This is a genomic window from Streptomyces sp. NPDC050988 (genome assembly GCF_044456225.1).
Classification (GTDB): domain Bacteria; phylum Actinomycetota; class Actinomycetes; order Streptomycetales; family Streptomycetaceae; genus Streptomyces.
This window is the reverse complement of record NZ_JBITFQ010000004.1, coordinates 130,208-154,785: the sequence shown is the minus strand read 5'-3', so window position 1 is coordinate 154,785 and position 24,578 is coordinate 130,208. Positions and strand designations below refer to the sequence as shown.

The window sequence follows — 24,578 nt, the reverse complement described above, 5'->3', positions numbered from 1 at the left end:
GAAGTGAGAGGGGGGTGTGGGCAAGGAGCCGCTTCAGGCGAGGCGTTGGCGGGTTCCCTCGCGTTCCTGGGCTGCTCCTGCCCATCCCCCGGCGCGATGAACGTGAACGGGGGTGCCCCCGGGGAGTTGTGCGGCGGTCCGGTCGGCTCGGGGGCGGCCCGGCCGGTGCCGAGTACGTCGACCTGCCGGGTGCTGCGGCCATGTGGTTCCTCGTCCGGCGGCTGCTCGGGCCGGGCGGGTGGTTACTTGGGCCTGGCGGCGGTTATTTGGGCCCCTTGGTGCCGCCCTGGCCGCGCCCCGGCTTGCCGTCGGAGTTGCCCGGGCCCCTCGGGCTCGTGGTGGCGGTGCGTGTGGAGGGGGCCGAAGGGGTGGTGGGGGACTTGGCCGAGGGGTTCTCGGTCTCGTCGCCCGTCGGGGCGAGGCTCGCAGAGCTGCTCGGGTCCCCTGTGCCGGACGGCCCGCCGCCGTCGGACGAGCGTGCGGCGGGGGCTCCGCCCGAGGACTTGGCGTCCGTGGGCGACGCGGGGTCCCCGGCTGTCGGGCTCGTGCGGTCCTCGTTGCCTCGCGCTCCGCCGTCCGACGGCCCGAAGGAGAACCCGGCCATCACGGCGGCCAGGGACACCGCGCCCACCGCCCCGGCGGCGACCACCACACGCCGTGACGTCAAGGCTCTGGGCTTCCGCCGGGAACGGCGGCCGTCGGCCCGGTGGCCGCCGGCCTTGCGGCGATCTTCCGCGCCGGCTGCCACGGGTGGTAGTTCGCGGGTCTCGTCGTACGCGTTCTGCCAGCCGTGGGCGGTCGCCGGGTCGGCGTACTCGTCGTACGCCGGAGTCTCCTCGACCTGCGGGTGGTACACGATCGGCGGGACCACGCGCTCGTCGCCTTCCCGATGCGCACCATGGGTGTCCGGCGCGCCGGCCGCGTTGTTCGCGGCGTTCGCGCCGGGCACCCCGTTCTCGTTCTCAGGTGGCCTCGACATGGCCGCGCATTGTAGGGACGGGAGAGGCCGACGGGACAGCTACCGGCGATAACCACCCAAACCGCCGCGTCTCACGTGGTGGAAAACACGGCCCAAGGGGCGTTACCGGGCCGTAAGCTCACGGACATGCAGGTGATCCAGTCGACCAAGCTCGCCAACGTCTGTTACGAGATCCGGGGCCCGGTGCTCGAGGAGGCGATGCGGCTGGAAGCGGCCGGGCATCGCATTCTCAAGCTGAACACGGGGAATCCGGCCGCGTTCGGGTTCGAGTGCCCGCCCGAGATCCTGGAGGACATCCTCCGCAACGTCTCGTCGGCACACGGGTACGGCGACGCGAAGGGCCTGCTCGCGGCGCGCCGGGCCGTCGTCATGCACAACCAGACCCTCGGTATCGAGACCGACGTCGAGCACGTCTTCATCGGCAACGGCGTATCCGAGCTGATCGTGATGGCGATGCAGGGCCTGCTGGACGACGGCGACGAGGTGCTCGTACCCGCGCCCGACTACCCCCTGTGGACCGCCGCCGTGTCGCTGTCCGGCGGTACGGCCGTGCACTACCGGTGCGACGAGCAGTCCGACTGGATGCCCGATCTGGCCGACGTGGAGCGGAAGGTCACCGACCGCACCAAGGCGATCGTGATCATCAACCCGAACAACCCGACGGGCGCGGTCTACGACGAGGCGATGCTGCGCGGGCTGACCGACATCGCCCGCCGCCACAACCTGCTGGTCTGCTCGGACGAGATCTACGACAAGATCCTGTACGACGAGGCCACGCACACGCCGACCGCCAAGGTCGCCCCGGACCTGCTGACGCTCACCTTCAACGGCATGTCGAAGGCGTACCGCGTGGCCGGGTACCGGGTCGGGTGGATGTCGATCTCGGGGCCGCGGGCGCACGCCGACTCGTACATCGAGGGGCTGACCATCCTCGCGAACATGCGGCTGTGCGCGAACATGCCGGGGCAGCACGGCGTGGTCGCCGCGCTGAGCGGGCGGCAGACGATCAACGAGCTCGTGCTTCCCGGCGGGCGCCTGCGGGAGCAGCGGGACGTGGCGCACGCGCTGCTGACACAGATTCCGGGCGTGACGTGCGTGAAGCCGAAGGGCGCGCTCTATCTCTTCCCGCGCCTCGACCCGAAGGTCTTCAAGATCAAGGACGACCGGCAGCTGGTGCTGGACCTGCTGCGGACCGAGAAGATCATGGTGGTGCAGGGGACGGGCTTCAACTGGCCGGAGCCCGATCACTTCCGGGTCGTCACCCTGCCCACGGCCCGGGACCTGACGGACGCCGTGACCCGGATCGGGAACTTCCTGGACGGATACGGCCAGCCCTGACACCTAATCAGTCACGCTCCGTGGTCGCGCGGCCCGCTTTTCCGAACCATCTCAACTTTAGACGAAATCCAAGCTAGGATGGTTTCCTGTCAGAGCACAGGAGGCCATCTCCCATGTACGAACCGATCCGCACCAAGTCGGTCCACACGATGGCCGGCACCGCCGACTTTCCCCATCGGTCGCGCGAAGAGGAGCTGGACATCCAGCTCGCCGGTCACCTCGCGGCACTGCTGGCGGTGACCGACGAGCTGCGCGGTATCGAACCGTCCACCGAGCTGGACGTCGCCGCCGAACGGCTGACCTCGCAGGTCGCACGTCTTCGCGGGGGCCGTCCGCCGGTCCGCGCGTCGGTGACCGGTGCCGGTACCACCGCCGAGTCCGCCCAGGTCGCGGCGCTCCATGAGCGGGCGCACGCCCTCGCGGGCCGCGCCCTCGTCGTCGCGGCGTCCCGCGCCGACACGGCGGCCGCGATCCTGGCCGCCGAGCGTATGGACGCACACACGGCGGCCACCGAGGCCCGCCGCACACTCACCACCCACTGAGCCCTCAGGGCTCCCCCGGTCGGCCCCGGTCCGCGTGCGCCCGCAGTGACACGCGGGCCGGGTGCCATTGCGCTCCGCTGGAAGCCCGGTGATGAACCTGCGGGTCGGTGGGGGCTGATCGCGCAGTTCCCCGCGCCCCTTACGGGGCGCCCCTAGGCGGATCGTGCTGCTCCGGTTGCGTACTGGGATGGGGCGGCCACTCCTTGTTCACCCGGAGCGCCGGGGAATGTTGGGTTCCGGGAGCAGGCTCCGGGTGTGAGACGAATAGTCGCCATCGTCCTGGCGGTGTTCCTGATCGGCGGAGTGGCAGCAGCCGTCGTCGCGGGCCGCGAAGAGCAGGACAAGAGCACGGCAACGAAGACCGTGCTGGGAGTGATCGGATCGGAGAAGGCGGAGTTCTTCGCCGATCCGGATGTGGTGAAGGCCCTCGCTGCCAAGGGCTACACCCTGGAGACGGAGACCTCCGGGTCCTGGGCCATGGAGGGACTCGACCTCAAGGGGTACGACTTCGCCTTCCCGTCCAGCCAGGCCCCCGCCGACGAACTGGCCGCGAAGTACGACGTACGGCAGCCCCTGCCGCGCCCCTTCTACTCGCCCCTCGTGGTCGTGGCGCACCGAAGCGCCGCCGGGGTGCTGGCCGACAACGGGCTCGCGACTCTGCCGGCCAGGGGCAACGGCACGTTCAGGATGTCCGCCTACCTCAAGGCCGCCGGTGCCGACCGGACCTGGCAGCAGCTCAAGGGGGCCGGGCGGCACGGTGAGTTGAGCGGCACGCTCTTCATCTCCACCACGGATCCAACCAGTTCGAACTCCGGCGCGCTCTACCTCGCCGCCGCCTCGTACGTCGCCGACGGCGGCCGGGTCGCCGACGGCACCGCGGCGGTGAACCGCACGGCACCTCTGATGCGCAAACTGATCAGCGTCCAGGGCGCCCAACAGACCAGTTCGGACGCGGCGTTCAGGGACTTCATCAGCGGCGTCGGCAACCCGCTCGTCCTCGTGTACGAGTCGCAGGTCGCCTCGCTGCTCGCGCGGGGCCAGGAGGTCGGCGACCTGACCGTCCTCTACCCCGACACCACCGCCAACAGCGACCACACCGTCGTCCCCCTCACGGACGAGGGCCGCGCGCTCGGTGAACTCCTCGGCACGGACAAGGAGTTGCGGAGGCTCGCAGTACGGCACGGGTTCCGGCCGCAGGGCACGAGCGCCGAGTTCACGGCGGCCACCGCCGCCCACACCACGTATCTCAACCAGAAGCTGACCGGTGTCCGGCAGTCGCCCGTGCCCGCCTCCAAGGTGCTGCACGAGATGGCGCGCCGGGCGCGGGGCTAGGGGGAACAGCAAGTGAGCAACACCGAAGACACGTTTGTCCTGACACCTCCGCAGGCCGTCGCGGCCGTACCGAGGGAGAAGGCCGGCGGACTCGTGCCGGTCGACGAGTCGGTCCGTACCGACATGGCGCGCAAGGCCGCCGAGTACGTCGACGGGCTCGCCGCGCTCGACGCCCGCTCCCCCGAGTTCGCGGGGAAGATCGGGGAGATCGTCGGCCTCGGCTCCGGTGAGATGCGCGGCGCGGCCGCCCAGTCGAACCGCATGCTGGAGCGCACGATCCGCAGCCTGCCCGCGAACGGCGAGGACGCCCAGTCCCGCGTCTCGTCCTCGCTCGTCGAACTGCGGCGTACGGTCGAGGACCTGGATCCGCGCGACCTGCCCGGCGGCAAGGCCCGCAAGCTGCTGTCCCGGCTCCCCGGCGGCAACAAGCTCCGCGACCACGTCGCCAAGTACGCCTCCGCACAGGGCACGTTGAACAGGATCGTCGGCTCGCTCCGCGGCGGCCAGGACGAACTGCGCCGCGACAACGCCGCGTTGCAGACCGAGCGCGTCCGCCTCTGGGACTCGATGGGCAAGCTCCAGGAGTACGTGGTCCTGACGGAGGCCCTGGACGCGGCGGTCGAGGCCCACATCGCGGGGGTGGAGTCTCAGGACCCCGCCCAGGCGGACACCCTGCGCGCGGACGTCCTCTTCCCCGTCCGGCAGAAGCACCAGGACCTGCTCACGCAGCTCGCGGTGTGCGCGCAGGGCTATCTGGCGATGGACGTGGTCCGGCGCAACAACGACGAGCTGATCAAGGGCGTCGACCGGGCGGCCACCACGACCGTCTCCGCGCTGCGCGTCTCCGTGATGCTCGCCTCCGCCCTCGACAACCAGCGCAAGGTCGTCGAGCAGGTCAACGCCCTGCGCGGCACGACGGAGGACCTGATCCGCGGCAACGCGGAGATGCTCGCCACGCAGTCCGGCGAGATCCAGCGCATCGCCGCCGACCCGGCCGTCGGCGCGGAGACGCTCCGCGCGGCCTTCCAGCAGATCTACCAGACCCTGGACACCATCGACACGTACAAGGCCCAGGCCACGGAGTCCATGGCGGCGACGGTGGAGTCCCTGACGGCTGAACTGCAGCACGCGAGCGCGTACTTGGACCGCAGCCGCTCGCGGGGAGCGTTGGAGGGAGGGCTCGCATGAGACGGGATGACCTCGAAGCTCGCCGGTGGTCTGTGGGCAGGCGTTCCGCAGGGCGGAACGGGTGGGCACAGACCACCCACAGGGCCGCAGCCGCCATCGCACTGGTACTGGTGACGGCAGGATGCACATCGGCAACGGAAGAGCCGAGCCCTTCCAGCAAGCCGGAACCCGGCGCCCTCCGCATCCTCGCATCCAGCGAACTCGCAGACATGAAAACCGTGCTGGCCCAGATCCAGCAGGACACCGGCATCAAGGTCCACCCCACCTACATGGGCACCCTCGACGCGGTGAACCTCCTGGGCAAGGACAAGGCCAAGGGCACGTACGACGCGATCTGGCTCTCCTCCAACGACTACCTGCGCCTCAACCCCACCGCCGCGCGGCAGATCGTGTCGGAGACCCCGGTCATGTCCAGCCCGGTGGCCATCGGCGTGAAGAACGCCACCGTACGAGAGCTGGGCTGGAAGCCGGAGGACGTCACCTGGGCGGACATCGAGAAGGCGGTGGCGGACGGCGACCTGACGTACGGCATGACGGACCCGTCCCGCTCCAACTCCGGTTTCTCCACCCTCGTCTCGGTGGCCTCGGGCCTCTCGGACGCCCAGTCCGCGCTGACGGACGAGGACGTGAAGCAGGCGACGCCCAGGCTGGCGGAGTTCTTCAAGGGGCAGAAGCTGACGTCCGGTTCTTCGGGCTGGCTGGCGGAGGCGTACGACCGGCGCGGCGACGTGGACGCGCTGCTCAACTACGAGTCGGTGCTGAAGGCGCGCAAGGACCTCACGGTGATCCGGCCACGCGACGGCGTGGTCACCGCCGACTACCCGCTCTCCTCGCTCGCGTCCACGAGCCAGGCGGTCCGTGACGACGTCCGCCGCCTCACCGAGGCGCTGCGCGCGCCGGCGGCCCAGCGGCTGATCACCGACCGCACCCTGCGCCGCCCGGTCGTCGCCTCGGTCCCACCCGCGACGGGCCTGGACACCACCCGCCGACGCGAACTCCCCTTCCCGGGCAGCCGTTCAGTGGCGGACGGCCTCCTGGACGCGTACGAGAACAAACTGCGCAGGCCCTCCCGGACCGTATACGTCCTCGACACCTCGGGCTCGATGCGGGAGGACGGGCGGCTCGACCGTCTGAAGAAGGCGCTCACCGATCTGACGAGCGACTTCCGCGACCGGGAGGAGGTGACGCTGATGCCGTTCGGCTCGCAGGTCAAGAGCGTACGCACGCATGTGGTGCGGCCCGAGAACCCGCGCTCGGGGCTCGACGGGATCCGCCGCGACACCGAGGCGCTCACCGCCGACGGGGACACCGCGATCTACACCTCGCTGGAGAAGGCGTACGAGCATCTGGGCGCCGACGACGACACGTTCACGTCGATCGTGCTGATGACGGACGGCGAGAACACGGCGGGGGCGAGCCCGGCGGCCTTCGACGGCTTCTACGGCGGACTGCCGGAAGCCGAACGGGAGATCCCGGTCTTCCCGATCCTCTTCGGCGACTCCGACCGGGGCGAGCTGGAACACATCGCGGAGCTGACCGGCGGCCGGCTCTTCGACGCCCAGAAGGGTTCGCTCGACGGCGCCTTCGAGGAGATCCGTGGCTACCAATAAGTTCCTGGGTTACCTGGAGTCCCGCAAGAACCTCACCGGCAGTGCGTGCGGGATCGTCGGCCTGGCGCTGACGTTCGCGGGGGTGGCGGGTCCGTACTGGCCGATGGTGGTCGTGGGCCTGTACGGCGCGGGGGCGCTGGTCGCGCCGCCGGAACGGCCGCCGGTGCCGGACTTCCCGGACCCGTCCGCTCAACTGGACGAGCTGCGGGGGGATTTCGGCAAGCTGCGCGCGTATCTGGCCGACGTTGAGTTGCCGCCCGCCGCGGCCGGCCGCCTGACGGAACTGACGGACCTCCTGGCGGCGCTGCTGGACCCCGGCTGGGTCGCCGAGATCCTCGCCCAGGACCCGGAGGGCGTCCACGCCCTGTCCCGGGCCGCACGGCAGGACATCCCGGAGGCGGTCGACACGTTCGTACGGACGCGGTGGTGGACGCGGTTGACACCGGGCACGGAACCACCGGAACGCCACCTGGAGCGCCAGCTCGCCGTTCTGCAGGACGAGTTCGGTGAGCTGGCGGCAGGCCTGCGAGACATCGAGGCAAGGCGCCAGGAGTCGCTCACGCGCTATCTGGAGGACCGCTCCAACTGAACCGTCGGTCTCTGGCTTCTCAGAGTGAACCTCACATGAGATCGGCCTCGCCTTTACTCTGACAGTGACGAAGCTGCAGGGAGGAACAGGCCTGATGTCTCCAGATGCCAGCCCGGACCCGTACGCCGACCCGCTCGTGTTCGGCCAGCGCCTCCAGATCCTGCGCACCCGCAAGGGCATGACCCGCGAGCAGTTCGGGGGGCTGGTCGGCAAGACCGGTTCTTGGGTGAAAGGGGTCGAGACCGGGCGCTTGAAGACACCCAAGCTCGAAATGGTCCTGCGCATCGCCGAGTTGCTGCGTGTCCAGGACCTGTCGGACCTCACCGGCGACCAGTCCGCACACGTGGCCCTGTTCACCGGACCGGGCCATCCCCGCCTCGCCGAGGTCAAGGCCGCGGTCGACGTCTTCCCGCTCACCACACGGCGCGAGGCGCCTCCGGCCACGCACCTTCAGGCCCGGCTCGCCCGCGCCTGGAAGGCACGCCATTCCGCGCCCAACCACCGCGAGGTGATCGGCGCATTGCTGCCCGGTCTGATCCGGGACGCTCAGCTTGCCGTGCGACAGGCCGACACCGCACCGGACCGCAGGAAGGCACAGGCCGTACTCGCCGAGGTCTACTCCCTGTGTCAGTTCTTCGTGGCCTATCAGCCCGATCCGGCCTTGCTGTGGAGGGTCGCAGAGCGGGGGTTGATCGCCGCACAGGAGTCCGAGGATCCACACGCCATCGGCGTGGCCGCGTGGCTGGCCGCACAGGCGCACCGCGACGCGGGCCCGGCGCACTTCGACGCCGCAGACGCGGTGAACCTCAAGACCCTTGCGTACCTCGAACCACTGTTGTCCGACGGGTCGACCGACGTCCTTGCCATCTTCGGAGCGCTCACCTTCGAGGCTGGATACACAGCGGCCCGGCGGGCCGAAACCGGCACGGCTTGGCGGTATTGGGACCAGGCGCGCTCCATGGCACAGCGGCTCCCGGAGAACTACTACCACCCCGTGACGTCGTTCTCCCGCGCCATCATGGGCGCGCACGCCGTCACTGTCGCCGTAGAGCTGCGCCAAGGCGGAGAGTCCGTCCGGCAGGCAGCCGCCGCGGACGTAACCACGATCAAGTCGAGGCCACGGCGGGCCCGGCACCGCATCGAGGAAGCGCGCGGCTACCACCTCGACGGACAGCCGGACGTCGCGCTCGCCACGCTGAACAAGGCATTCGAAGCCGCCCCGGAAACGATCAAGTACAACGGGTACGCGAAGCGGATCGTCCTCGAAGAAGCCGAGTGCAAGGATGCTGCTCGGCGCCATCGCGCATCCGAACTCGCTGTGAAGATCGGCCTCTTGGCCGCATGACCATAGGGGCACAAACTGTGCCCCTGCATCGCTCCCAGTGCTCCTAACGTCGCCGACAGCGACAGAAGACCGGCGAGGCGGTGAGACCTCCCGGGCGTGGCCAACGCTACGAAGGAGCACCGGCATGCGCTTTGCACCACGAGCACTCGACCGGGTGAGAGCCCTGCTGGTCGGGGTGCGATCACCAGGCGGACCCGCCCGCATCACCCCGGTTCCCACCTCAGGTCCACACCCGACGGCGCCCTGCCCATCGCCCGAGATGTGGGGCGCCATCCTCGCCAGAGCGCGCCGCCGCCGAGCGCCGCACCTGTGGCCGGCCCTTCAACGGCCGGCCATCAAGGATGACTCCGTCATCGACGCTCCCGTGCGCGCCTACGTGTTGCCGGAGGACGAGCGCACCCGCCCCCTGGCCTCCGCGACGAGGGAGGTCCGGTGACGATGACCGCGTACAACCCCCAACTCGGCGACGCAGTCGAGGACACCCAGCGGCAGAAGGTCGGCAAGGTGATGGGATTCGTCGGCCCGTACGTGCAGTTACGGCCGGTCGGCGGCGGTGTCGAGTGGGACGCCCACCCGGACAGGCTCCAGCCGGTCACGCTCGCCGAGACGCTGAGCGCGGGACTGGCCGTGGCCGACGCGCGCTCTCGGAAGGAGTGCCCGTGACGGTGAACGCGTCCTTGCCGGTCGACACTCTCACGATGCGCGCCACCACTGCCCGCTTGCTCGCGGACGATGCCGGGCCGTTCTCCCCGCGCGAGTTGGACACGCTGACGCTCACGTTGAAGGGGTACCTGCGACTACTCATCCCCGAAGTCGAGCAGGCCGCCGCGCAACCACCCGACCACGACCCCACGATGACCGTGCCCGTGGCCTGCGCGGTCGTGGCCGTCGCGGAGGCCCGCAGGAAGCTGGACATCCCGCTGCACCCGGGCGCAGCGGCGGCCAGGGCGTACGCGCGCAGACTCGCCCGCTCGGTCGATTGGCTCCTCACGGGCCTGGAGAGCCTGGGCGGTGCACAGCCGTGATCCATAGCTTCGCCGTCGCCCTGGACGTGACAGAGGCCGGGGTCCGCACACCATCGTGCGGGCCCCGGCGCCCCCGAGTGGTACTCACCGCGGCCGGCCCCAACCACGTCGCAGGTCAGGGCAACTCAGGGCCGGCCGCGGAGTTCAAGCGGTGGGCGTCAGGCCAAGTAGGAACCAGCTCAAGCAGCCGTCAGCCCAAGTCGCCCCAAGTCGGCCTCAGCCCAGGCGCTTCACCAGGGCCCGGTACTCGTCCCACAGTTCCGTCGGCGTGTGGTCGCCGAAGGTGTTGAGGTGCTCGGGGACGAGCGCCGCCTCCTCGCGCCAGACCTCCTTGTCGACCGTGAGGAGGAAGTCGAGGTCGGAGTCGGAGAGTTCGAGACCGTCCGTGTCGAGGGCCTCCTTCGTCGGCAGGATGCCGATCGGGGTCTCGACACCCTCCGCCCTGCCGTCGAGACGGTCGACGATCCACTTCAGGACGCGGCTGTTCTCACCGAAGCCGGGCCAGACGAACTTGCCCTCGTCGTTCTTGCGGAACCAGTTGACGTAGTAGATCTTCGGGAGCTTGGAGGCGTCCTTGTCCTTGGCCACGTCGATCCAGTGGCCCATGTAGTCGCCCATGTTGTAGCCGCAGAAGGGGAGCATCGCGAACGGGTCGCGGCGCAGCTCGCCGACCTTGCCCTCGGCCGCCGCCGTCTTCTCCGACGCCACGTTCGCGCCGAGGAAGACACCGTGGTTCCAGTCGAAGGACTCCGTCACCAGCGGGACCGCCGTGGCACGACGGCCGCCGAAGAGGATCGCCGAGATCGGCACGCCCTTCGGGTCCTCCCACTCCGGCGCGATGATCGGGCACTGCGCGGCGGGGACGGTGAAGCGGGCGTTCGGGTGCGCGGCCGGGGTCTCGACGGACGGCGTCCAGTCGTTGCCCTTCCAGTCCGTCAGGTGGGCCGGAGTCTCCTCCGTCATGCCTTCCCACCAGATGTCGTTGTCGTCGGTCAGCGCGACGTTCGTGAAGACGGAGTTGCCCCACAGCGTCTTCATCGCGTTGGCGTTGGTGTGCTCACCGGTGCCGGGCGCGACGCCGAAGAAGCCGGCCTCGGGGTTGATGGCGTAGAGACGGCCGTCCTCGCCGAAGCGCATCCAGGCGATGTCGTCGCCGATCGTCTCGACGGTCCAGCCGCCGACCGTCGGCTCCAGCATCGCGAGATTGGTCTTGCCGCAGGCCGACGGGAAGGCCGCCGCCACGTACTTCGACTCGCCCTGCGGGGGCGTCAGTTTGAGGATCAGCATGTGCTCGGCGAGCCAGCCCTCGTCACGCGCCATCACGGAGGCGATGCGCAGGGCGTAGCACTTCTTGCCGAGCAGCGCGTTGCCGCCGTAGCCGGAGCCGTACGACCAGATCTCGCGGGTCTCCGGGAAGTGGGAGATGTACTTGGTGGAGTTGCACGGCCACGGCACGTCCGCCTCGCCCGCCTCCAGCGGCGCCCCGAGCGTGTGCACAGCACGCACGAAGAAGCCGTCGGAGCCCAGCTCGTCCAGCACCGGCTGCCCCATGCGGGTCATGGTGCGCATGGACACGGCGACGTACGCCGAGTCGGTGATCTCGACGCCGATCGCGGAGAGGTCGGAGCCGAGCGGGCCCATGCAGAACGGGACGACGTACATCGTCCGGCCCTTCATCGAGCCGCGGAAGACGCCGCCCTTCGCGTCCGGGCCGGTGCCCGTGCCCTGGAAGATCTCCCGCATCTCCGCGGGGGCCTTCCAGTGGTTCGTCGGGCCCGCGTCCTGCTCCTTCTCGGAGCAGATGAACGTACGGTCCTCGACCCGAGCGACATCGGTCGGGTCCGAGGCGGCGTAGTAGGAGTTGGGGCGCTTGATCGGGTCGAGCTTCTTGAAGGTGCCCTTGCGGACGAGCTCCTCGCTCAGTCGCTCGTATTCGGCCTCTGAGCCGTCACACCAGACCACGCTGTCCGGCTGCGTCAGTTCGGTGATCTCGTTGACCCACGAGATCAGTTCCTGGTGATGGGTGGGAACGGTTGAGGGAGCCGCGATGTCGCGCGCCACGATTGCTCCTAGATGAGGGGTTTTGTTTGGTTGTGCCCCGTGGGGGCTGCGACCCGGATGCTTCACGTGGTGACGCTTAGGCGCTCATCCGGTGCCGACCGCACTCATTTGATCATCCGACGGGTCCGCCCATATGTCCAGAGGGCCTCACACGTGAGCAGCGTGAGCATCACCACTTATTGCCGGTCATTTACCCGGTCATTCACCCAGGCCATTCCCGCCCCACCAGTCGCCCACCAGCCGCTCACCTCGCGCGCCGGTGGAACTCCACCGCGTACGCCGGTGAGACCATGGCCACTTGGCGCCCTTCATACGGTCGGACTGATGTGTAACTTACGGTTCCGTAGGTACGATGCCGTGCATGACTGCGTCCGTCCCCGACGCGCCCTCGGACACGCCGGTCGTAGACCGCGTCGCCGAAGCGCTCTCCCTGCCGCATCCGGTGAAGCCGAGGCTTCGCGGCTGGCTGCACGCCGGGATGTTCCCGGCCGTCCTGGTCTCCGGCCTCGTCCTGACCGCTCTCGCCGACTCGACCCGCGCCCGCATCGCCTGCGCGATCTTCGCTCTCACGGCGTGCCTGCTGTTCGGCGTCAGCGCGATCTACCACCGGGGCACCTGGACACCACGCATGGACGGCGTGCTGCGCAGACTCGACCACTCGAACATCTTCCTGATCATCGCGGGCTCGTACACACCGCTGACGATGCTGCTGCTGCCCGAGACCAAGGGGCAGTGGCTGCTGTGGGGCATCTGGGGCGCCGCGATCGCGGGCATCGCCTTCCGGGTGTTCTGGATCGGGGCACCGCGCTGGCTCTACACCCCCTGCTACATCGCGATGGGCTGGGCGGCCGTCTTCTTCCTGCCCGACTTCATGCGGGCGGGCGGCATAGCCGTGCTGGTCCTCGTGATCGTGGGCGGGCTCCTCTACAGCGCGGGCGGCGTGATCTACGCCCTCAAGCGCCCCAACCCGTCACCGCGCTGGTTCGGCTTCCACGAGGTGTTCCACTCCCTCACGCTCGCGGCGTTCGCCACGCACTACGTCGGCATCTCGATGGTGGCCTACCAGCACGGATAGCCCCCGCACCAGCAGAGACACCCCCTGGCCACCGCGGACAGCCGCGGCCGGCACTCGACGAAAGGGCCCCACCGCATCGCGCGGCGGGGCCCTTTCGCATGCCCGGCCCGCATGCCCGGCACGGTCCGTCCGGCGCGCCCATCAGCGGCCACACATTGACAGCAACCACCTTTTGAGAGTTACTCTCATTTCATGGCTACTGTCACTCCACACCCCGAGACACACCTCGACCCCCGTCGCTGGTGGGCCCTCGGCGCCCTGGTCGCGAGCATGCTCGTGCTCGGCTTCGACATGACGATCCTCAATGTGGCGCTGCCGACGATGGCGGGGCAGCTCGGCGCGAGCACAGGTGAGCAGCAGTGGATGGCGGACGCGTACGTCGTCGTCTTCGCCGCGCTGATGCTCCCGGCCGGGCTGCTCGGCGACCGGTTCGGCCGGCGCCGGATGCTGATGACCGGACTCGGCGTCTTCCTCGCCGGTTCGCTGGTCGGCGCCCTGGCGGGCGATGTGACCTGGGTCGTCGTCGCCCGTGCGGTGATGGGCGTGGGCGGCGCGCTGGTGATGCCGCTCGCCCTGTCCGTGCTGCCCTCGCTCTTCCCGCCCACCGAGCGCACCAAGGCGGTCGGCATCATCTCGGCCGCGTCCGCGCTCGGCATGCCGCTCGGCCCGATCATCGGCGGCTGGCTGCTCGACCACTTCTGGTGGGGCTCGGTCTTCCTGATCAACGTTCCGATGGCCGCGATCGGCATCGCCGCCTGCCTCTTCCTGCTGCCGGAGACCCGCGATCCCGCCTCCCCCAAGGTCGACGCCGTCTCCACCGCGCTCACCGCGGCCGGGCTCGGCGCGCTGATCTACGCGATCATCGAGGCCCCGAACCGCGGCTGGGGCGACCCGCTCGTGCTCGCCCTGATCGCCGGGTCCGTCCTCCTGCTGGCGGCGCTCGTGGTGCGCGAGCGCCGGTCCGTACGCCCCATGCTCGACATGTCGCTGCTCGCGCACCGCGGCTTCCTGCTCAACGCGGTCGCGGCGACGCTCGTGATGTTCGTCCTGTCCGGCCTGATGTTCGTGCTCCCGCAGTATCTGCAGGCCGTCCTCGGCAACGACGCCCTCGGTACGGGCGTACGCATGCTGCCGATGATGGGCGGGCTGATGGTCGCGGCGAGGGCGGCCCAGCCGGTCGTCGAGCGGTTCGGGTCGCGCGGTGTGGTGAGCGCCGGTCTGGTGGTGCTGTCCTTCGCCGCGTTCCTCGGCAGTCGTACGACGGTCGAGTCCGGGTACGGCTTCACCGCGCTGTGGCTGTCGGTCGCGGGCCTCGGCTTCGGCTTCGCCGTCGTCCCGGCGATGGACGGGGCGCTCGCCACCCTCCCCGCCGCCCGGGCCGGCAGCGGCTCCGGGCTCCTCATGACGCTGCGCCAGGTCGGCGGGGCGATCGGTATCGCGCTGCTCGGCAGTCTGCTGGCGAGCGCGTTCCGGGACCGGCTCGATGTGACCGGGCTGCCCGAGGGGGCGGCGGACACGGCCCGGGAGTCCGTGGTCGCGGCCCATCTCGTCGGCGACCGCGCGGGCGCCACCGACCTGGTGACCTCCGCGAACTCGGCGTACGTGCATGGCATGGGCCTCGTCCTGCTGGTGTGCGGGATCGCCTCGCTCGTGGCGGCGCTGCTCGCGGGGGCGTTCCTGCCGAACACCGAGTCGAACACCGGGTCGCGGGACGTCACGGGGTCCGTGAAGGGGAAGCCTGCCCCGGAGGCGACCCCGGACGTGGCCTCCGCCCCGGCCGATGGCCGACAATGACCCCCATGACGGCCGCACGCAGCTCCATCCCCGCCGACCGCCCCCAGCTGGGACTTCGTGAGCGGAAGAAGCTCAAGACACGGACGGCGATCCGTGACGCGACCTACCGGCTGATCGAGGAGCAGGGGTACGACGCCACGACGGTCGAGCAGATCGCCGAGCTGGCCGAGGTGTCGCCGTCCACGGTCTTCCGCTACTTCCCGACCAAGGAGGACATCGTCCTCACGGACGAGTACGACCCGCTGCTGGAGGCGGAGCTGCGGGCACGGCCGGCGGACGAGCCGCCGATGGACTCCCTCCGGCACGTACTGGGGAAGGCCGTGGTTCTCGGGATGGCCGAGGACGCCGAGGTCACCCGGCTGCGGACCAGGCTGATGGCCGAGGTGCCCGCCGTGCGCTCGCGGATGATGGAGAGCATGTCGGTCACAAGTCATCTGCTCTGCCAGGTCATCGGCGAGCGCACCGGGCGGGGCCCCGACAGCTTCGAGGTACGCGTCTTCGCGATGTCCCTCATCGGCGGCCTGATGGAGGTGTCCCTCTACTGGGCCCAGCACGACCACAAGGACGACTTCGCCGACCTCGTCGACCGCGCCATGGATGTCCTGGAGCACGGGCTCACGCCGCGGGCCGAGTAACGGAAGAAGGCAGTTGCCCCCGCCCCTGGGAAGGGGCGGGGGCAACTGCGTCTCACGAACTCACCGGCTCACGAAGGCGAGTTCAGCGCCTCGTCACATCACCCTTCCCGCACGCCATCCCGTCCTTGTTGCGGTCCAGACGCAGCGGGTCGTCCTTGCCGTTCACCTTCAGGCGGCCGTAGTCGTTCTCCTTCAGCCAGGCGCAGCGGGCCGCCGTCGTCTTCTTGACCTCGTCGGGGAAGACCGTCGGGACACAGACGTTGGCGGAGCCGTAGTGGCGGTCGCAGCCGGCCACGGTCGGGCTGACCTTGGCCGAGGCACGCTTCTTGCCGGGCTTCTTGACCTTGCCTTCGAGGGAGTCCGCGAAGGAGTGCTCGTGCGCCGAGGGCGTGTCGGAGGCTGCCGCCGCCATGGCCGACGGGCCCTGGAGGTGGACCCACTTCGCCACCGACGGCACACCGTTGGCGTCGACCGCGAAGAGCATGTACCAGCCGGGCGGGGCCAGGTTGGGGTTGCTCGTCACGTTCAGGTCGACGTTGTTGCCGTCGACGGAGAGCGGCAGGTCCACGAAGCGCTGGTTCGGGTCGGACGAGTGCGTCACCGCGGCCGGGCGGATCAGCTCCGCCTTGGCGATGGGCCGGTCGACCGTGATGCGCTGCGTGTCGCCGTACGTCCACTCGTTGTCGATCACCGAAGTGATCGTCGGGCGGGCGCCCTTGAGGAGGTACGGCGGTGTGTAGATGGACACGTTGTGGTTCCAGGAGCCGTTGCCCGGGTTGTCGCCGGTCGACATCACGCGGCCGTCGGGGAGCAGGAACGCGGAGGAGTGGTAGCCGCGGGCCTCGGGGTCGGCGGCCACCGGGTCGAAGGTCTCCGCCGCCGGGTCGAAGATCGACGACTCGTAGACCGGGTTGGCGCGGTTGTGCAGGGCGCCGCCGGTCTCCAGGACCTTCCCGTCGGGCAGCAGCACGGCGGAGACGTACATCTTGCCCTGGTTGCCGGTCTGCGGGATCTTGCCGTTGCCCAGGTCGACGGTGCCCTGCGGGAGCGGCGGTCCGGCGACGTACGCGGGGTTGGCGGACTTGAGGTCGATGATGTCGGTGAGCCGGTTCGCGTCGGGGTTCGAGTCGATGTTGCCGCCGCCGATGGTGAGGACCTTCTGGTCCTGCGCCGGGGGCAGCAGTACGCTCGCCGACTGGTCGCGCTCGTCCTTGCTCTGCAGGCCGGGCACCTCGGTGGTGGTGTTGGCGTCGTAGTCGTAGATCGCCGAACCGGTGCCGGGGATGTTGTTGCCGAAGGTGTGGCTGCCCGTGTAGAAGAGGCGGCCGTCCTGCATCAGGACCATCGACGGGTACAGACCCCAGTACGACCAGGTCTGGTTGACCTGCCACAGCGGCAGCCACTTGTTCTCGGCGGCCGACCAGCGTTCGGCCGTCACGGACCCCGTCGAGTCCTCCTTCAGTCCGCCGAAGGAGATCACGTCACCGTTGCCGAGGATCGTCGCCGACGGATACCAGTGACCGTCGTTCATGTCGTTCGTCTTGCTGTACGTCTCGGTGACCGGGTCGAAGATGTACGAGTCCTTGTAGCCCTGGTAGCCGATCGTGCCGTCGGCGGACGGGTAGCCCTTGTTGCCGCTCATCACGAGGACCCGGCCGTCCTGCAACTGCACGTGCCCGGCGCAGAACATGTCCTTCGGCGTGGGGATCTGCTTGTACGTGCCGTTCACCGGGTCGTAGACCGCGCTGGTGAACGTGCCCGCGTTGAACATCTCCTCGCTGTTGCCGGAGCCCGCGATCAGCAGCACCTTGCCGTTGTTGAGGACGACGGAGTGCATGGAGCGGACCGGGTTCTGCGTGGGCAGCACGTCCCACTTGCCGTTGGCGCACTCCTCGGCCGTGCCGGTGCACACGGGGTCGGGGATCGGGTCGGCGACCTGGTCCATCGTGTAGTCGTCGGTGGTCACCGCGCCGGTGCCGTAGACGGAGACGCCCCAGGTGATGCGGTCGGTGCCCGCGGGGACCTCGGGTGTACGGACCGTCGCCTCGGCCCAACTGCCGCTGATCGGCAGGGTCTTGAGGTCGGTCCAGTACTGCCAGCCGGCGGTCGTGTCGTGCCGGAAGAGGGTGAGCGAGGTGTCCGGGGTCGTCGACTTGTACCAGAGCCCGAGGTCGTACTGCTTGCCGACGCTCACGACCGGCGCGCACTCGGCGGACTCGGTGATCAGCGCCTTGCGGTCGCCCTCGGTGCGGCGGGTCAGCTCGACCTTCATGGCCTTGGAGCCCGAGTGAGCGTCGGCCACGGTGGAGAAGGTGAAGTCGTTGTCGCCCCAGCCGGACTTCTCCCAGCAGTACGGCATGTCGTCCGTACCGGCGGTCTCGAAGCCGGGGTTCTTCACGAGGTTGGCGGCCGAGGCGGGCTGCGGGGCGATGAGGAGCAACCCCGAGGTGAGGGCGCCCACGGCCAGCAGGGCGGTACGGCGGCGAGGGCGGGCGGGTCTTCTGAAGCGGGCAGGTCTTCTGAACTTCGGAGCGGGTCTACTGAACATCAGCTGGATCTCCTTGCTGTGCGGCTCCCTGCGTGACGGCCGGTCTCGACAGCCGTCGTGTTCCCTGCGCGCCCTCCCTTCCGCGGCAGATAGACGAGGGCCTCCGTGCCCGCGAACCGCAGGACGAAGGTGGTGACCAGAGCGAGTGCGGTGGCGCCGAGGACGGACATCCCGAACTGGCCCACGAACAGCGCGATGAGCGGGATGCGCAGCACCAGGTCGGCGTTGGCCAGCAGCGCGAACCGGCCCGAGCGGTCCCACCAGCGCCGGTGCTGTCGGCGGTCCCGGAAGCAGAGGTGCTCGATGAGCAGGAAGTTCCAGGCGACGCCGAACTGGTTGGCGACGATCTCGGCGGGCAGGTAGTGCATCCCGACGGAGGTGAGGGCCCACAGCGCGGCGAGGTTCGGCAGGAACCCGGTCGCGCCGATCAGCCCGAACACCACCATGCGGGCGACCGGCGAGGCGGTGCGCAGCCCGGCGAGGTGCCGCAGGAAGCGGATCCCCTCCTTGGCGGTCGACTTGGACTCGCCCGCAAACCGGTCCTGGAAGACGAACGGCACCTCGGTGACCTGGCGCGGGCGGGCGCGTACGGCCATTTCGAGGAGGATCTTGTAGCCGAGCGGCTTGAGGACGTCGGCGGTGACCGCGCTGCGGCGGATCGCGAAGAAGCCGCTCATCGGGTCGCTGATGCCGTGCAGGCGCCGCGGGAACAGCGTCTTCGTCAGCAGGGTCGCGCCGCGGGAGACGGCGATGCGGTAGCCGCCCGCGAGTCCGGCCCGGCTGCCGCCCTTGATGTAGCGGGAGGCGACGACCAGTCCGGCGTGCTCGCGCTCGCCCGCGGCCACCAACTCCGGTACCAGGGAAGGGGGATGCTGGAGGTCGCCGTCCATGACGACGATCCAGTCGGAGCTTGCGGCCCGGATGCCCTCGACGACCGCGCCGCCGAGCCCGCCGACCGGCGTTTCGCGGTGCAGCACGGTCACCGGGTACGGGCAGTCCCGCGCGGCGTCCCGGATCACCTCGGGTGTGTCGTCGGTGGAGTCGTCCACGAACACGACCTCGCAGGGCAGCCGCGAGGGCACCGACTCGGTGATCCGGTGCAGCAACTCCCGGATGTTCGCGGACTCGTTGAAGGTCGGCACGACGATGGTGACGGCACCGGGTTCGGGAACGGAGGAGGCCGCTTTCAGGGCGGGGTCGTGCAACTCCCCCGGGACGGTGGACTCGTACGTCATCGGTCGCCTCCGGTGGTCGCCGCGTCGGCGGTGTCGGCCGTGCCCGTCGTGCTTGCCGTGGAACCGCCCCTGACCTGCCGGATCTCGATCCGGTCCGGGCCCTTGCCGAAGGTGGCGACGGGCGTCGAGTGCTTCATCGCCTGCTTGACGTTGGGCAGGTCGGCCGCGTCGCGCCGCACGGTCGGGGAGGCGACGACGTAGTCGATGTCGCGCCAGCCGCGCGGCATCGTCTTGGTCACCGCCGGGTCGAGGTCGGCCTTGTAGAACCAGATGACGCCGAGTCCGGGCTCGTAACCGGCGTGCACGAGGTCGAGCCAGAGCGCGTCGTCGACGAGGACGCGGGTGTCCTCGGGGTGGTCGACCTCGGTGGCCAGCCACTTGGAGGCAGCCCGGTAGGGGGCGTTGGCGTCGGCGGTGACGGCGGTGCGGTCGCCGTCGTACCAGCGCGGCACGACGTACGCCGCCGAGGCCGCGACGAGCAGTGCCGCGACCACGTACCGGGCGCGGGTGACGAACTCCCTCTCGTCGGTGCTGCGCCATCTGCGCAGCACCCCGTGCGCGACGCTCGCGGCGCCTCCGGCGAGGACGAGCGCGAGGAACGGCAGGGCCTGGATGACGTACATCGCGGGCAGGTAGCCGGTCGGGCGCAGGGCCACCAGCGCGAGGATGGCTACGGTGAACGCGGGTCCGGCGAGGGCCCGTGCGGTCACCGACCAGCGCCAGGTGACCAGGAGGAGCAGCGCGCCCGCGAGGCCGCCGAGGGGCAGCACGCGGTCGTAGTAGAGCCAGGACTGCAGGACGCCGTACGAGCCGGAGCCCTGGTCGAGGATGAATCCCGAACCGGGCCTGGTCAGCTGGTATTCGAGGCCGTCCCACAGCGAGACGTGCCCGCCGCCGGGGAAGAGTTCGCCCTTGAGGAGGGCGAAGAGCGGGTACGACAGGCCGATCAGCACGCAGGCCGTGATGGCTCCGGTGAGGGCGAACTTGCGGGTGTCCCGGTGGCTGTGGCGCCACATCGTGATCATCACCGCGGGCAGGACGAAGATCATCGTCTCTTTGGTGAGGACGGCCGCGGCGGCCGCGATGCCCGCTCCGAAGTGGTGCCAGAGGTGGCGGCTCGGGGAGGCGGCGAGGCAGAACGCGACCAGCGTCCACATCACCGCGATGTTGTCGAGGAAGATCTCCCGCTGGAGGACCACGGACAGCGGCGAGAGCCCGAAGAGCAGCATCGCGAGCCCGGCCGCCCAGCGGGGCAGCCACAGACGGCGGGCCAGTACGTAGACGAGGACCGCGCTGATGGCGCTAACCAGGAGCATCACGATCCGCATCGAGCCGACCGTCATCGACTCGGGGCTGATCAGGGACGGTATCCAGGTCAGCAGGGCTATCTGTATCCAGCCGAGCGGCGGGTGGTCGTACCAGTAGGTGTAGTGGGCGAGCCCGTTGCCCTGCTGCACGGACCAGGCCTGGGCGAGGTAGGTGCCCTCGTCGTCGCTGAGCGCCGGGTAGTCGGCGATGTTCCAGCCCTGCACGGTCATGACAACCACGAGGAGCACGCCGCACAGGATCAGGTCGGCACGCGAGGTGCGCAGCCGGGACGGGAGCGGGGTCGTTCGAGGGGTCGAACCGGTCTCGGGGACAGGTGTCCGCTGCGCGGGGACCTTGGGCGTGGTCACCGCGGGAAGGGTGGAGGTCACGCAGGAACGTCCTCTCGGGACCCGCGGGTCGCTACGGCCGCGGCAACGGTTGCTTCAGTGGCTTCGAGGGCGCGGGCGTCCCCGACATCGGTGAGATGTGCGCCGACATGACTGGTCAACTCCCAGTCGTTCCGGCCCCGTTGCTCACGCCACACGGCACGGACGGCCGCCCCGGCGAGGAGCACCTGATAGAAGGGGCCGCCGACGATGAGCTTGAGGTAGTGGACGAATCGGACGCGAAGCCCGTACTGCTTGCCGAAGTCGTGCAGTCCGACAAGCTCGAAGACGAAGGTGACGAAGGCGGTGACGGCCGGCAGGAAGGTGATGAAGGCGATGCCGACCGGGACGTCGAGGAAGAGCGCGACGGCCACGTTGAGCGGGATGATCACGCCGGAGATCGCCTGGAGGTACGGCGTCATCAGTGTGTAGCGGGCGAGCAGCCGCTGGCCGAAGCCGGGCAGCTGCTTCCAGTCCTTCTTCCGGTAGACCTGGAGGAAGCCCTGGTTCCAGCGGGTGCGCTGCTTGAGCAGCGACATCAGGCTGCCGGGGGTCTCCTCCTTGGTCACCATGTCGGAGTCGTACGCGACGACGACCTTCTTGCCGATGCTGGAGAGCCGGACACCCAGGTCGCAGTCCTCGGCGAGGCAGTCGGGGTCCCAGCCGTCGGCGGCCCGCAGGACGTCCGTGCGGACGAAGACGGTGTTGCCGCCGAGCGGAATGAAACCTTTCTGCGCGTGCAGGTGGAGCCGCGAGCGGAACCAGAAGAAGTACTCCAGGCAGTTGCGCAGGCTGTACCAGCTGGAGTTGAAGTTGATGAGCTGGACGCCGCCCTGGACGACGTCGGCGTCGGTCGACCGGAAGGCGTGGTCGACGTGCGCGAGCAGCTCCGGGTGGACCTGGTCCTCGGCGTCGAAGACCCCGACGACGTCACCGCGACAGTGCGGCAACGCCGTGTTCATGGCCTTCGGTTTGTTCTTCTTCTCGTGGGTGTCGACGACGACGCGGACGCGCGGGTCTCGCTCCGCGGCCTCGCAGGCCACCTCGGTGGTCTCCGGGTCGTCGTGGCCGACGATCACGATGATCTCGAAGTCGGTGTGGCTGGATTCCAGCAGTCGCTGGATGGTGTGGTCGAGCACCGCCTGCTCGTGTCTCGCCGGCAACAGCAGCGAGAACGACAGGTGTTCACCCCCGTCGGGACTGCTGAACCGGGTGGAGGCGAGCACTTCGGGCGTACGCCACGCGTGCATCTGCCACCACAGAGTGAAGGCAGCCATCCCGAAAAGGGCAAGCGAAACGGCAGCAATGAGCACAGACGTAAGCAACAGATCCCCCCAGATCCCCAAAACCCCCTGTCGCGACAGCGAGTCACTCCTGTCGCGTCCCGGTGGAGAGACTAAGGGGGTTCTGTGAAGTCCGGGAACTGTTCTGATAAATAACGTGTTTCGGAATGGTCGGTCGACTTGTGGGGCGTACCCGAACACATGCGCACATTAACCCCCAGTGAGCAGGTGTTTCCGCCGCTCAGCGCCCCAGAGCCTCCCGGAGACGGTCGACATCGGTCGTCGGAGCGTCACATGTGAAGTTACGGCAGACATACGCCGTCGGTTCACCGTGCACGAGCGATCGTTCCGCGAGCAAAGGGAGTTCGTCACTGTCCGGCGCACCCACGGCGACGACCGCGCCGGGTGCGGTGGCGAGGAGGGCGGCCCGGTGGAGCGTCTTGGTCGCGGGATCGTCGACCGGTCCCACGACTGCCACCTCACGCGGCCCGTCGAGCAGGGCCTCGGCCGTGGCGAGACCCCAGCCGATGAAGCGCGGGGCGCGCGGGCCGAGCGCCTTGACGACGCCCAACGCCCGCTCCGCGGCGGCCCGGTGGGGTTCGGCGCCGGTCTGGGCGGCGTAGCTCAGCAACGCACCGGCGGCCGCGCTCCAGCCGGAGGGCGTGGCGTTGTCGGTCGGATCCTGCGGTCGGCGGATGAGCTTCTCGGCGTCGGCGGCCGTGTCGTACAGCGTTCCTGACGCCTCGTCGGTGAACTGCACGAGGACGTGGTCGAGCAGGAAACCGGCGAATTCCAGCCAGACGCCCTCGCCGGTCACCGAGGCGAGCGCGAGGAAGCCCTCCGAGACGTCCGCGTAGTCCTCCAGCACACCCGCGTTGGCGCCGACGCGGCCGTCCTTGCTGGTACGGGCGAGCCGGGCGTGCTCGTCCAGATGGAGCCGGACGAGGAGGTCGGCGGCGCCGAGCGCCGCCTCGATCAGGTCGGGGCGGTCGAAGTACGCGCCGGTCTCGGCGAGGGCGGCGACGGCGAGCCCGTTCCAGGCGGCGACCACCTTGTCGTCCCGGCCGGGGGCGGGGCGTTCGCCGCGCGCTGCGAGGAGCCGCGCCCGGATGGAGGCGATCCTCTCCGCGTCGAACACGCCCTCGCTCTGCGGGAGCTGGAGAACCGAGGCGCCCTCCTCGAAGGTGCCGTCCTCGGTCACCCCGAAGTAGTCGACGGCGAGTTCGGCGTCCCGCTCGCCGAGGACCTCGCGGAGCTGCGCGGGCGTCCAAACGTAGTACGCGCCCTCGACGTGCTTTCCGGTGCCGTCGTCGCTGTCGGCGTCGAGCGCGGAGGCGAACCCGCCCTCGTTCGTACGGAGTTCGCGGACCATGAAGTCGGCCGTCTCCAGGGCGACGCGGCGCGCGAGGTCGGACCCGGTGGACCGCCACAGGTGCGCGTACACCCGGCACAGCAGGGCGTTGTCGTACAGCATCTTCTCGAAGTGCGGCACGACCCACTCGCGGTCGACGGAGTAGCGGGCGAAGCCGCCGCCGAGCTGGTCGTAGATGCCGCCGCGGGCCATCCGCTCACAGGTGTCGGCGGCCATCTGCAGCGCGCCCTCGGCGCCGGTGCGGGCATGGTGCCGCAGCAGGAACTCGACGGTCATGGACGGCGGGAACTTGGGCGCGCCGCCGAAGCCGCCGTGGCCGGCGTCGTAGTCACGGGTGAGGCCGAGCAGCGCCCCCGCGAGATCCTCCTCGCCGGGCACCCGGGTGTCGCCGAACGCGATCTCCCGGCCCGCCAGGTCCCGCACGATCTTCTCGGCGACCTCGGCGACCTCGTCCCGCCGGTCGGTCCACGCGCTGTGCACGCCTTCGAGGACCTGCCGGAAGGAGGGGCTCCCGTGCCGGGGCGTGGGCGGGAAGTAGGTGCCGAAGTAGAACGGCTCGGCGTCGGGCGTCAGGAAGACCGTCATGGGCCAGCCGCCCTGCCCGGTCGCCGCCTGCACGGCCTCCATGTAGACGGCGTCGACATCGGGCCGCTCCTCCCGGTCGACCTTGACGCTCACGAAGTGCGCGTTGAGGTAGTCGGCGGTCTCCTGGTCCTCGAACGACTCGTGGGCCATGACGTGGCACCAGTGGCAACTCGAGTACCCGACGCTCAGCAGCACGGGTTTGCCGCTCTCGCGTGCCTCCTCGAAGGCGTCGGCCGACCAGGGCCACCAGTCGACGGGGTTGTCGGCGTGCTGGAGGAGGTAGGGAGACGTCTCATGGGCCAGTCGGTTCGGCATGGGGTCCATCCTGCCGCAGTACCCGGTGGGCAA

Annotated in this window: 19 protein-coding genes; 12 read left to right on the top strand and 7 right to left on the bottom strand. The window is 69.6% G+C overall.

The features are described from left to right. Positions 1–262 precede the first annotated feature (262 nt). Positions 263–979, bottom strand: a complete 717-nt coding sequence (locus ACIBEI_RS11890; protein ID WP_398887652.1) for a hypothetical protein — start codon at positions 977–979, stop codon at positions 263–265. Between the two features lie 126 nt (positions 980–1,105). On the opposite strand from ACIBEI_RS11890, the gene ACIBEI_RS11885 reads away from it, so the two are divergent. The 9 genes from ACIBEI_RS11885 to ACIBEI_RS11845 all read left to right on the top strand — a co-directional run bounded on the left by ACIBEI_RS11885 (position 1,106) and on the right by ACIBEI_RS11845 (position 9,948). Continuing rightward, entirely contained in the window at positions 1,106–2,317 is a 1,212-nt protein-coding gene (locus ACIBEI_RS11885) for a pyridoxal phosphate-dependent aminotransferase (RefSeq protein ID WP_362086523.1), read from the top strand. 113 nt (positions 2,318–2,430) lie between these two features. Next, positions 2,431–2,859: a hypothetical protein gene (locus tag ACIBEI_RS11880; RefSeq protein WP_398887650.1), complete on the top strand. Its 429-nt coding sequence runs from the start codon at positions 2,431–2,433 to the stop codon at positions 2,857–2,859. 255 nt (positions 2,860–3,114) lie between these two features. Next, positions 3,115–4,191 (top strand): hypothetical protein, encoded by a 1,077-nt coding sequence (locus ACIBEI_RS11875; RefSeq protein WP_398887648.1) that lies wholly within the window; start codon positions 3,115–3,117, stop codon positions 4,189–4,191. A gap of 12 nt (positions 4,192–4,203) precedes the next feature. Beyond that, positions 4,204–5,379: a toxic anion resistance protein gene (locus ACIBEI_RS11870; protein ID WP_398887646.1), complete on the top strand. Its 1,176-nt coding sequence runs from the start codon at positions 4,204–4,206 to the stop codon at positions 5,377–5,379. Continuing rightward, the gene (locus ACIBEI_RS11865) at positions 5,376–6,989 is read left to right on the top strand and encodes a substrate-binding domain-containing protein (RefSeq protein WP_398887644.1); all 1,614 of its coding nucleotides are present in this window, start codon (positions 5,376–5,378) and stop codon (positions 6,987–6,989) included. The genes ACIBEI_RS11870 and ACIBEI_RS11865 overlap by 4 nt, the downstream gene beginning before the upstream one ends. After that, positions 6,976–7,578: a hypothetical protein gene (locus ACIBEI_RS11860; protein ID WP_398887642.1), complete on the top strand. Its 603-nt coding sequence runs from the start codon at positions 6,976–6,978 to the stop codon at positions 7,576–7,578. Before ACIBEI_RS11865 ends, ACIBEI_RS11860 begins: the two co-directional genes overlap by 14 nt. A gap of 94 nt (positions 7,579–7,672) precedes the next feature. Further along, the gene (locus tag ACIBEI_RS11855) at positions 7,673–8,923 is read left to right on the top strand and encodes a helix-turn-helix domain-containing protein (protein ID WP_398887640.1); all 1,251 of its coding nucleotides are present in this window, start codon (positions 7,673–7,675) and stop codon (positions 8,921–8,923) included. Positions 8,924–9,361: 438 nt separating this feature from the next. Beyond that, entirely contained in the window at positions 9,362–9,586 is a 225-nt protein-coding gene (locus ACIBEI_RS11850; RefSeq protein WP_398888309.1) for a hypothetical protein, read from the top strand. Then, positions 9,583–9,948 carry a DUF6415 family natural product biosynthesis protein gene (locus ACIBEI_RS11845; RefSeq protein ID WP_398887638.1) on the top strand — a complete coding sequence of 122 codons (366 nt, stop codon included), beginning with the start codon at positions 9,583–9,585 and terminating at the stop codon, positions 9,946–9,948. The genes ACIBEI_RS11850 and ACIBEI_RS11845 overlap by 4 nt, the downstream gene beginning before the upstream one ends. Before the next feature lie 216 nt (positions 9,949–10,164). Here ACIBEI_RS11845 and ACIBEI_RS11840 read toward each other — a convergent pair whose 3' ends face one another. Further along, entirely contained in the window at positions 10,165–12,009 is a 1,845-nt protein-coding gene (locus tag ACIBEI_RS11840; protein ID WP_398887637.1) for a phosphoenolpyruvate carboxykinase (GTP), read from the bottom strand. A 361-nt stretch (positions 12,010–12,370) separates the two neighbouring features. Between ACIBEI_RS11840 and ACIBEI_RS11835 the strand changes: the two genes are divergently transcribed. The 3 genes from ACIBEI_RS11835 to ACIBEI_RS11825 all read left to right on the top strand — a co-directional run bounded on the left by ACIBEI_RS11835 (position 12,371) and on the right by ACIBEI_RS11825 (position 15,513). Continuing rightward, the gene (locus ACIBEI_RS11835; protein WP_398887635.1) at positions 12,371–13,084 is read left to right on the top strand and encodes a hemolysin III family protein; all 714 of its coding nucleotides are present in this window, start codon (positions 12,371–12,373) and stop codon (positions 13,082–13,084) included. 192 nt (positions 13,085–13,276) lie between these two features. After that, the gene (locus ACIBEI_RS11830) at positions 13,277–14,878 is read left to right on the top strand and encodes a DHA2 family efflux MFS transporter permease subunit (RefSeq protein WP_398887633.1); all 1,602 of its coding nucleotides are present in this window, start codon (positions 13,277–13,279) and stop codon (positions 14,876–14,878) included. Beyond that, positions 14,875–15,513 carry a TetR/AcrR family transcriptional regulator gene (locus ACIBEI_RS11825; protein ID WP_398887631.1) on the top strand — a complete coding sequence of 213 codons (639 nt, stop codon included), beginning with the start codon at positions 14,875–14,877 and terminating at the stop codon, positions 15,511–15,513. Before ACIBEI_RS11830 ends, ACIBEI_RS11825 begins: the two co-directional genes overlap by 4 nt. An 82-nt stretch (positions 15,514–15,595) precedes the next feature. On the opposite strand, the gene ACIBEI_RS11820 is transcribed toward ACIBEI_RS11825, so the two are convergent. From ACIBEI_RS11820 to ACIBEI_RS11800, 5 genes are all read right to left on the bottom strand, one after another. Continuing rightward, on the bottom strand, positions 15,596–18,061 hold the full coding sequence (locus ACIBEI_RS11820; protein ID WP_398887629.1) for a galactose oxidase-like domain-containing protein: 2,466 nt from the start codon (positions 18,059–18,061) through the stop codon (positions 15,596–15,598). Then, positions 18,061–19,296, bottom strand: a complete 1,236-nt coding sequence (locus ACIBEI_RS11815) for a glycosyltransferase (protein WP_398887627.1) — start codon at positions 19,294–19,296, stop codon at positions 18,061–18,063. Before ACIBEI_RS11815 ends, ACIBEI_RS11820 begins: the two co-directional genes overlap by 1 nt. Next, complete coding sequence (locus ACIBEI_RS11810; protein ID WP_398887625.1) at positions 19,293–20,993, bottom strand: ArnT family glycosyltransferase; 1,701 nt, start codon at positions 20,991–20,993, stop codon at positions 19,293–19,295. The genes ACIBEI_RS11815 and ACIBEI_RS11810 overlap by 4 nt, the downstream gene beginning before the upstream one ends. Further along, entirely contained in the window at positions 20,990–22,315 is a 1,326-nt protein-coding gene (locus tag ACIBEI_RS11805) for a glycosyltransferase (RefSeq protein WP_398887623.1), read from the bottom strand. Before ACIBEI_RS11805 ends, ACIBEI_RS11810 begins: the two co-directional genes overlap by 4 nt. 199 nt (positions 22,316–22,514) lie before the next feature. Then, entirely contained in the window at positions 22,515–24,545 is a 2,031-nt protein-coding gene (locus tag ACIBEI_RS11800; protein ID WP_398887621.1) for a thioredoxin domain-containing protein, read from the bottom strand. Positions 24,546–24,578 lie beyond the last annotated feature (33 nt).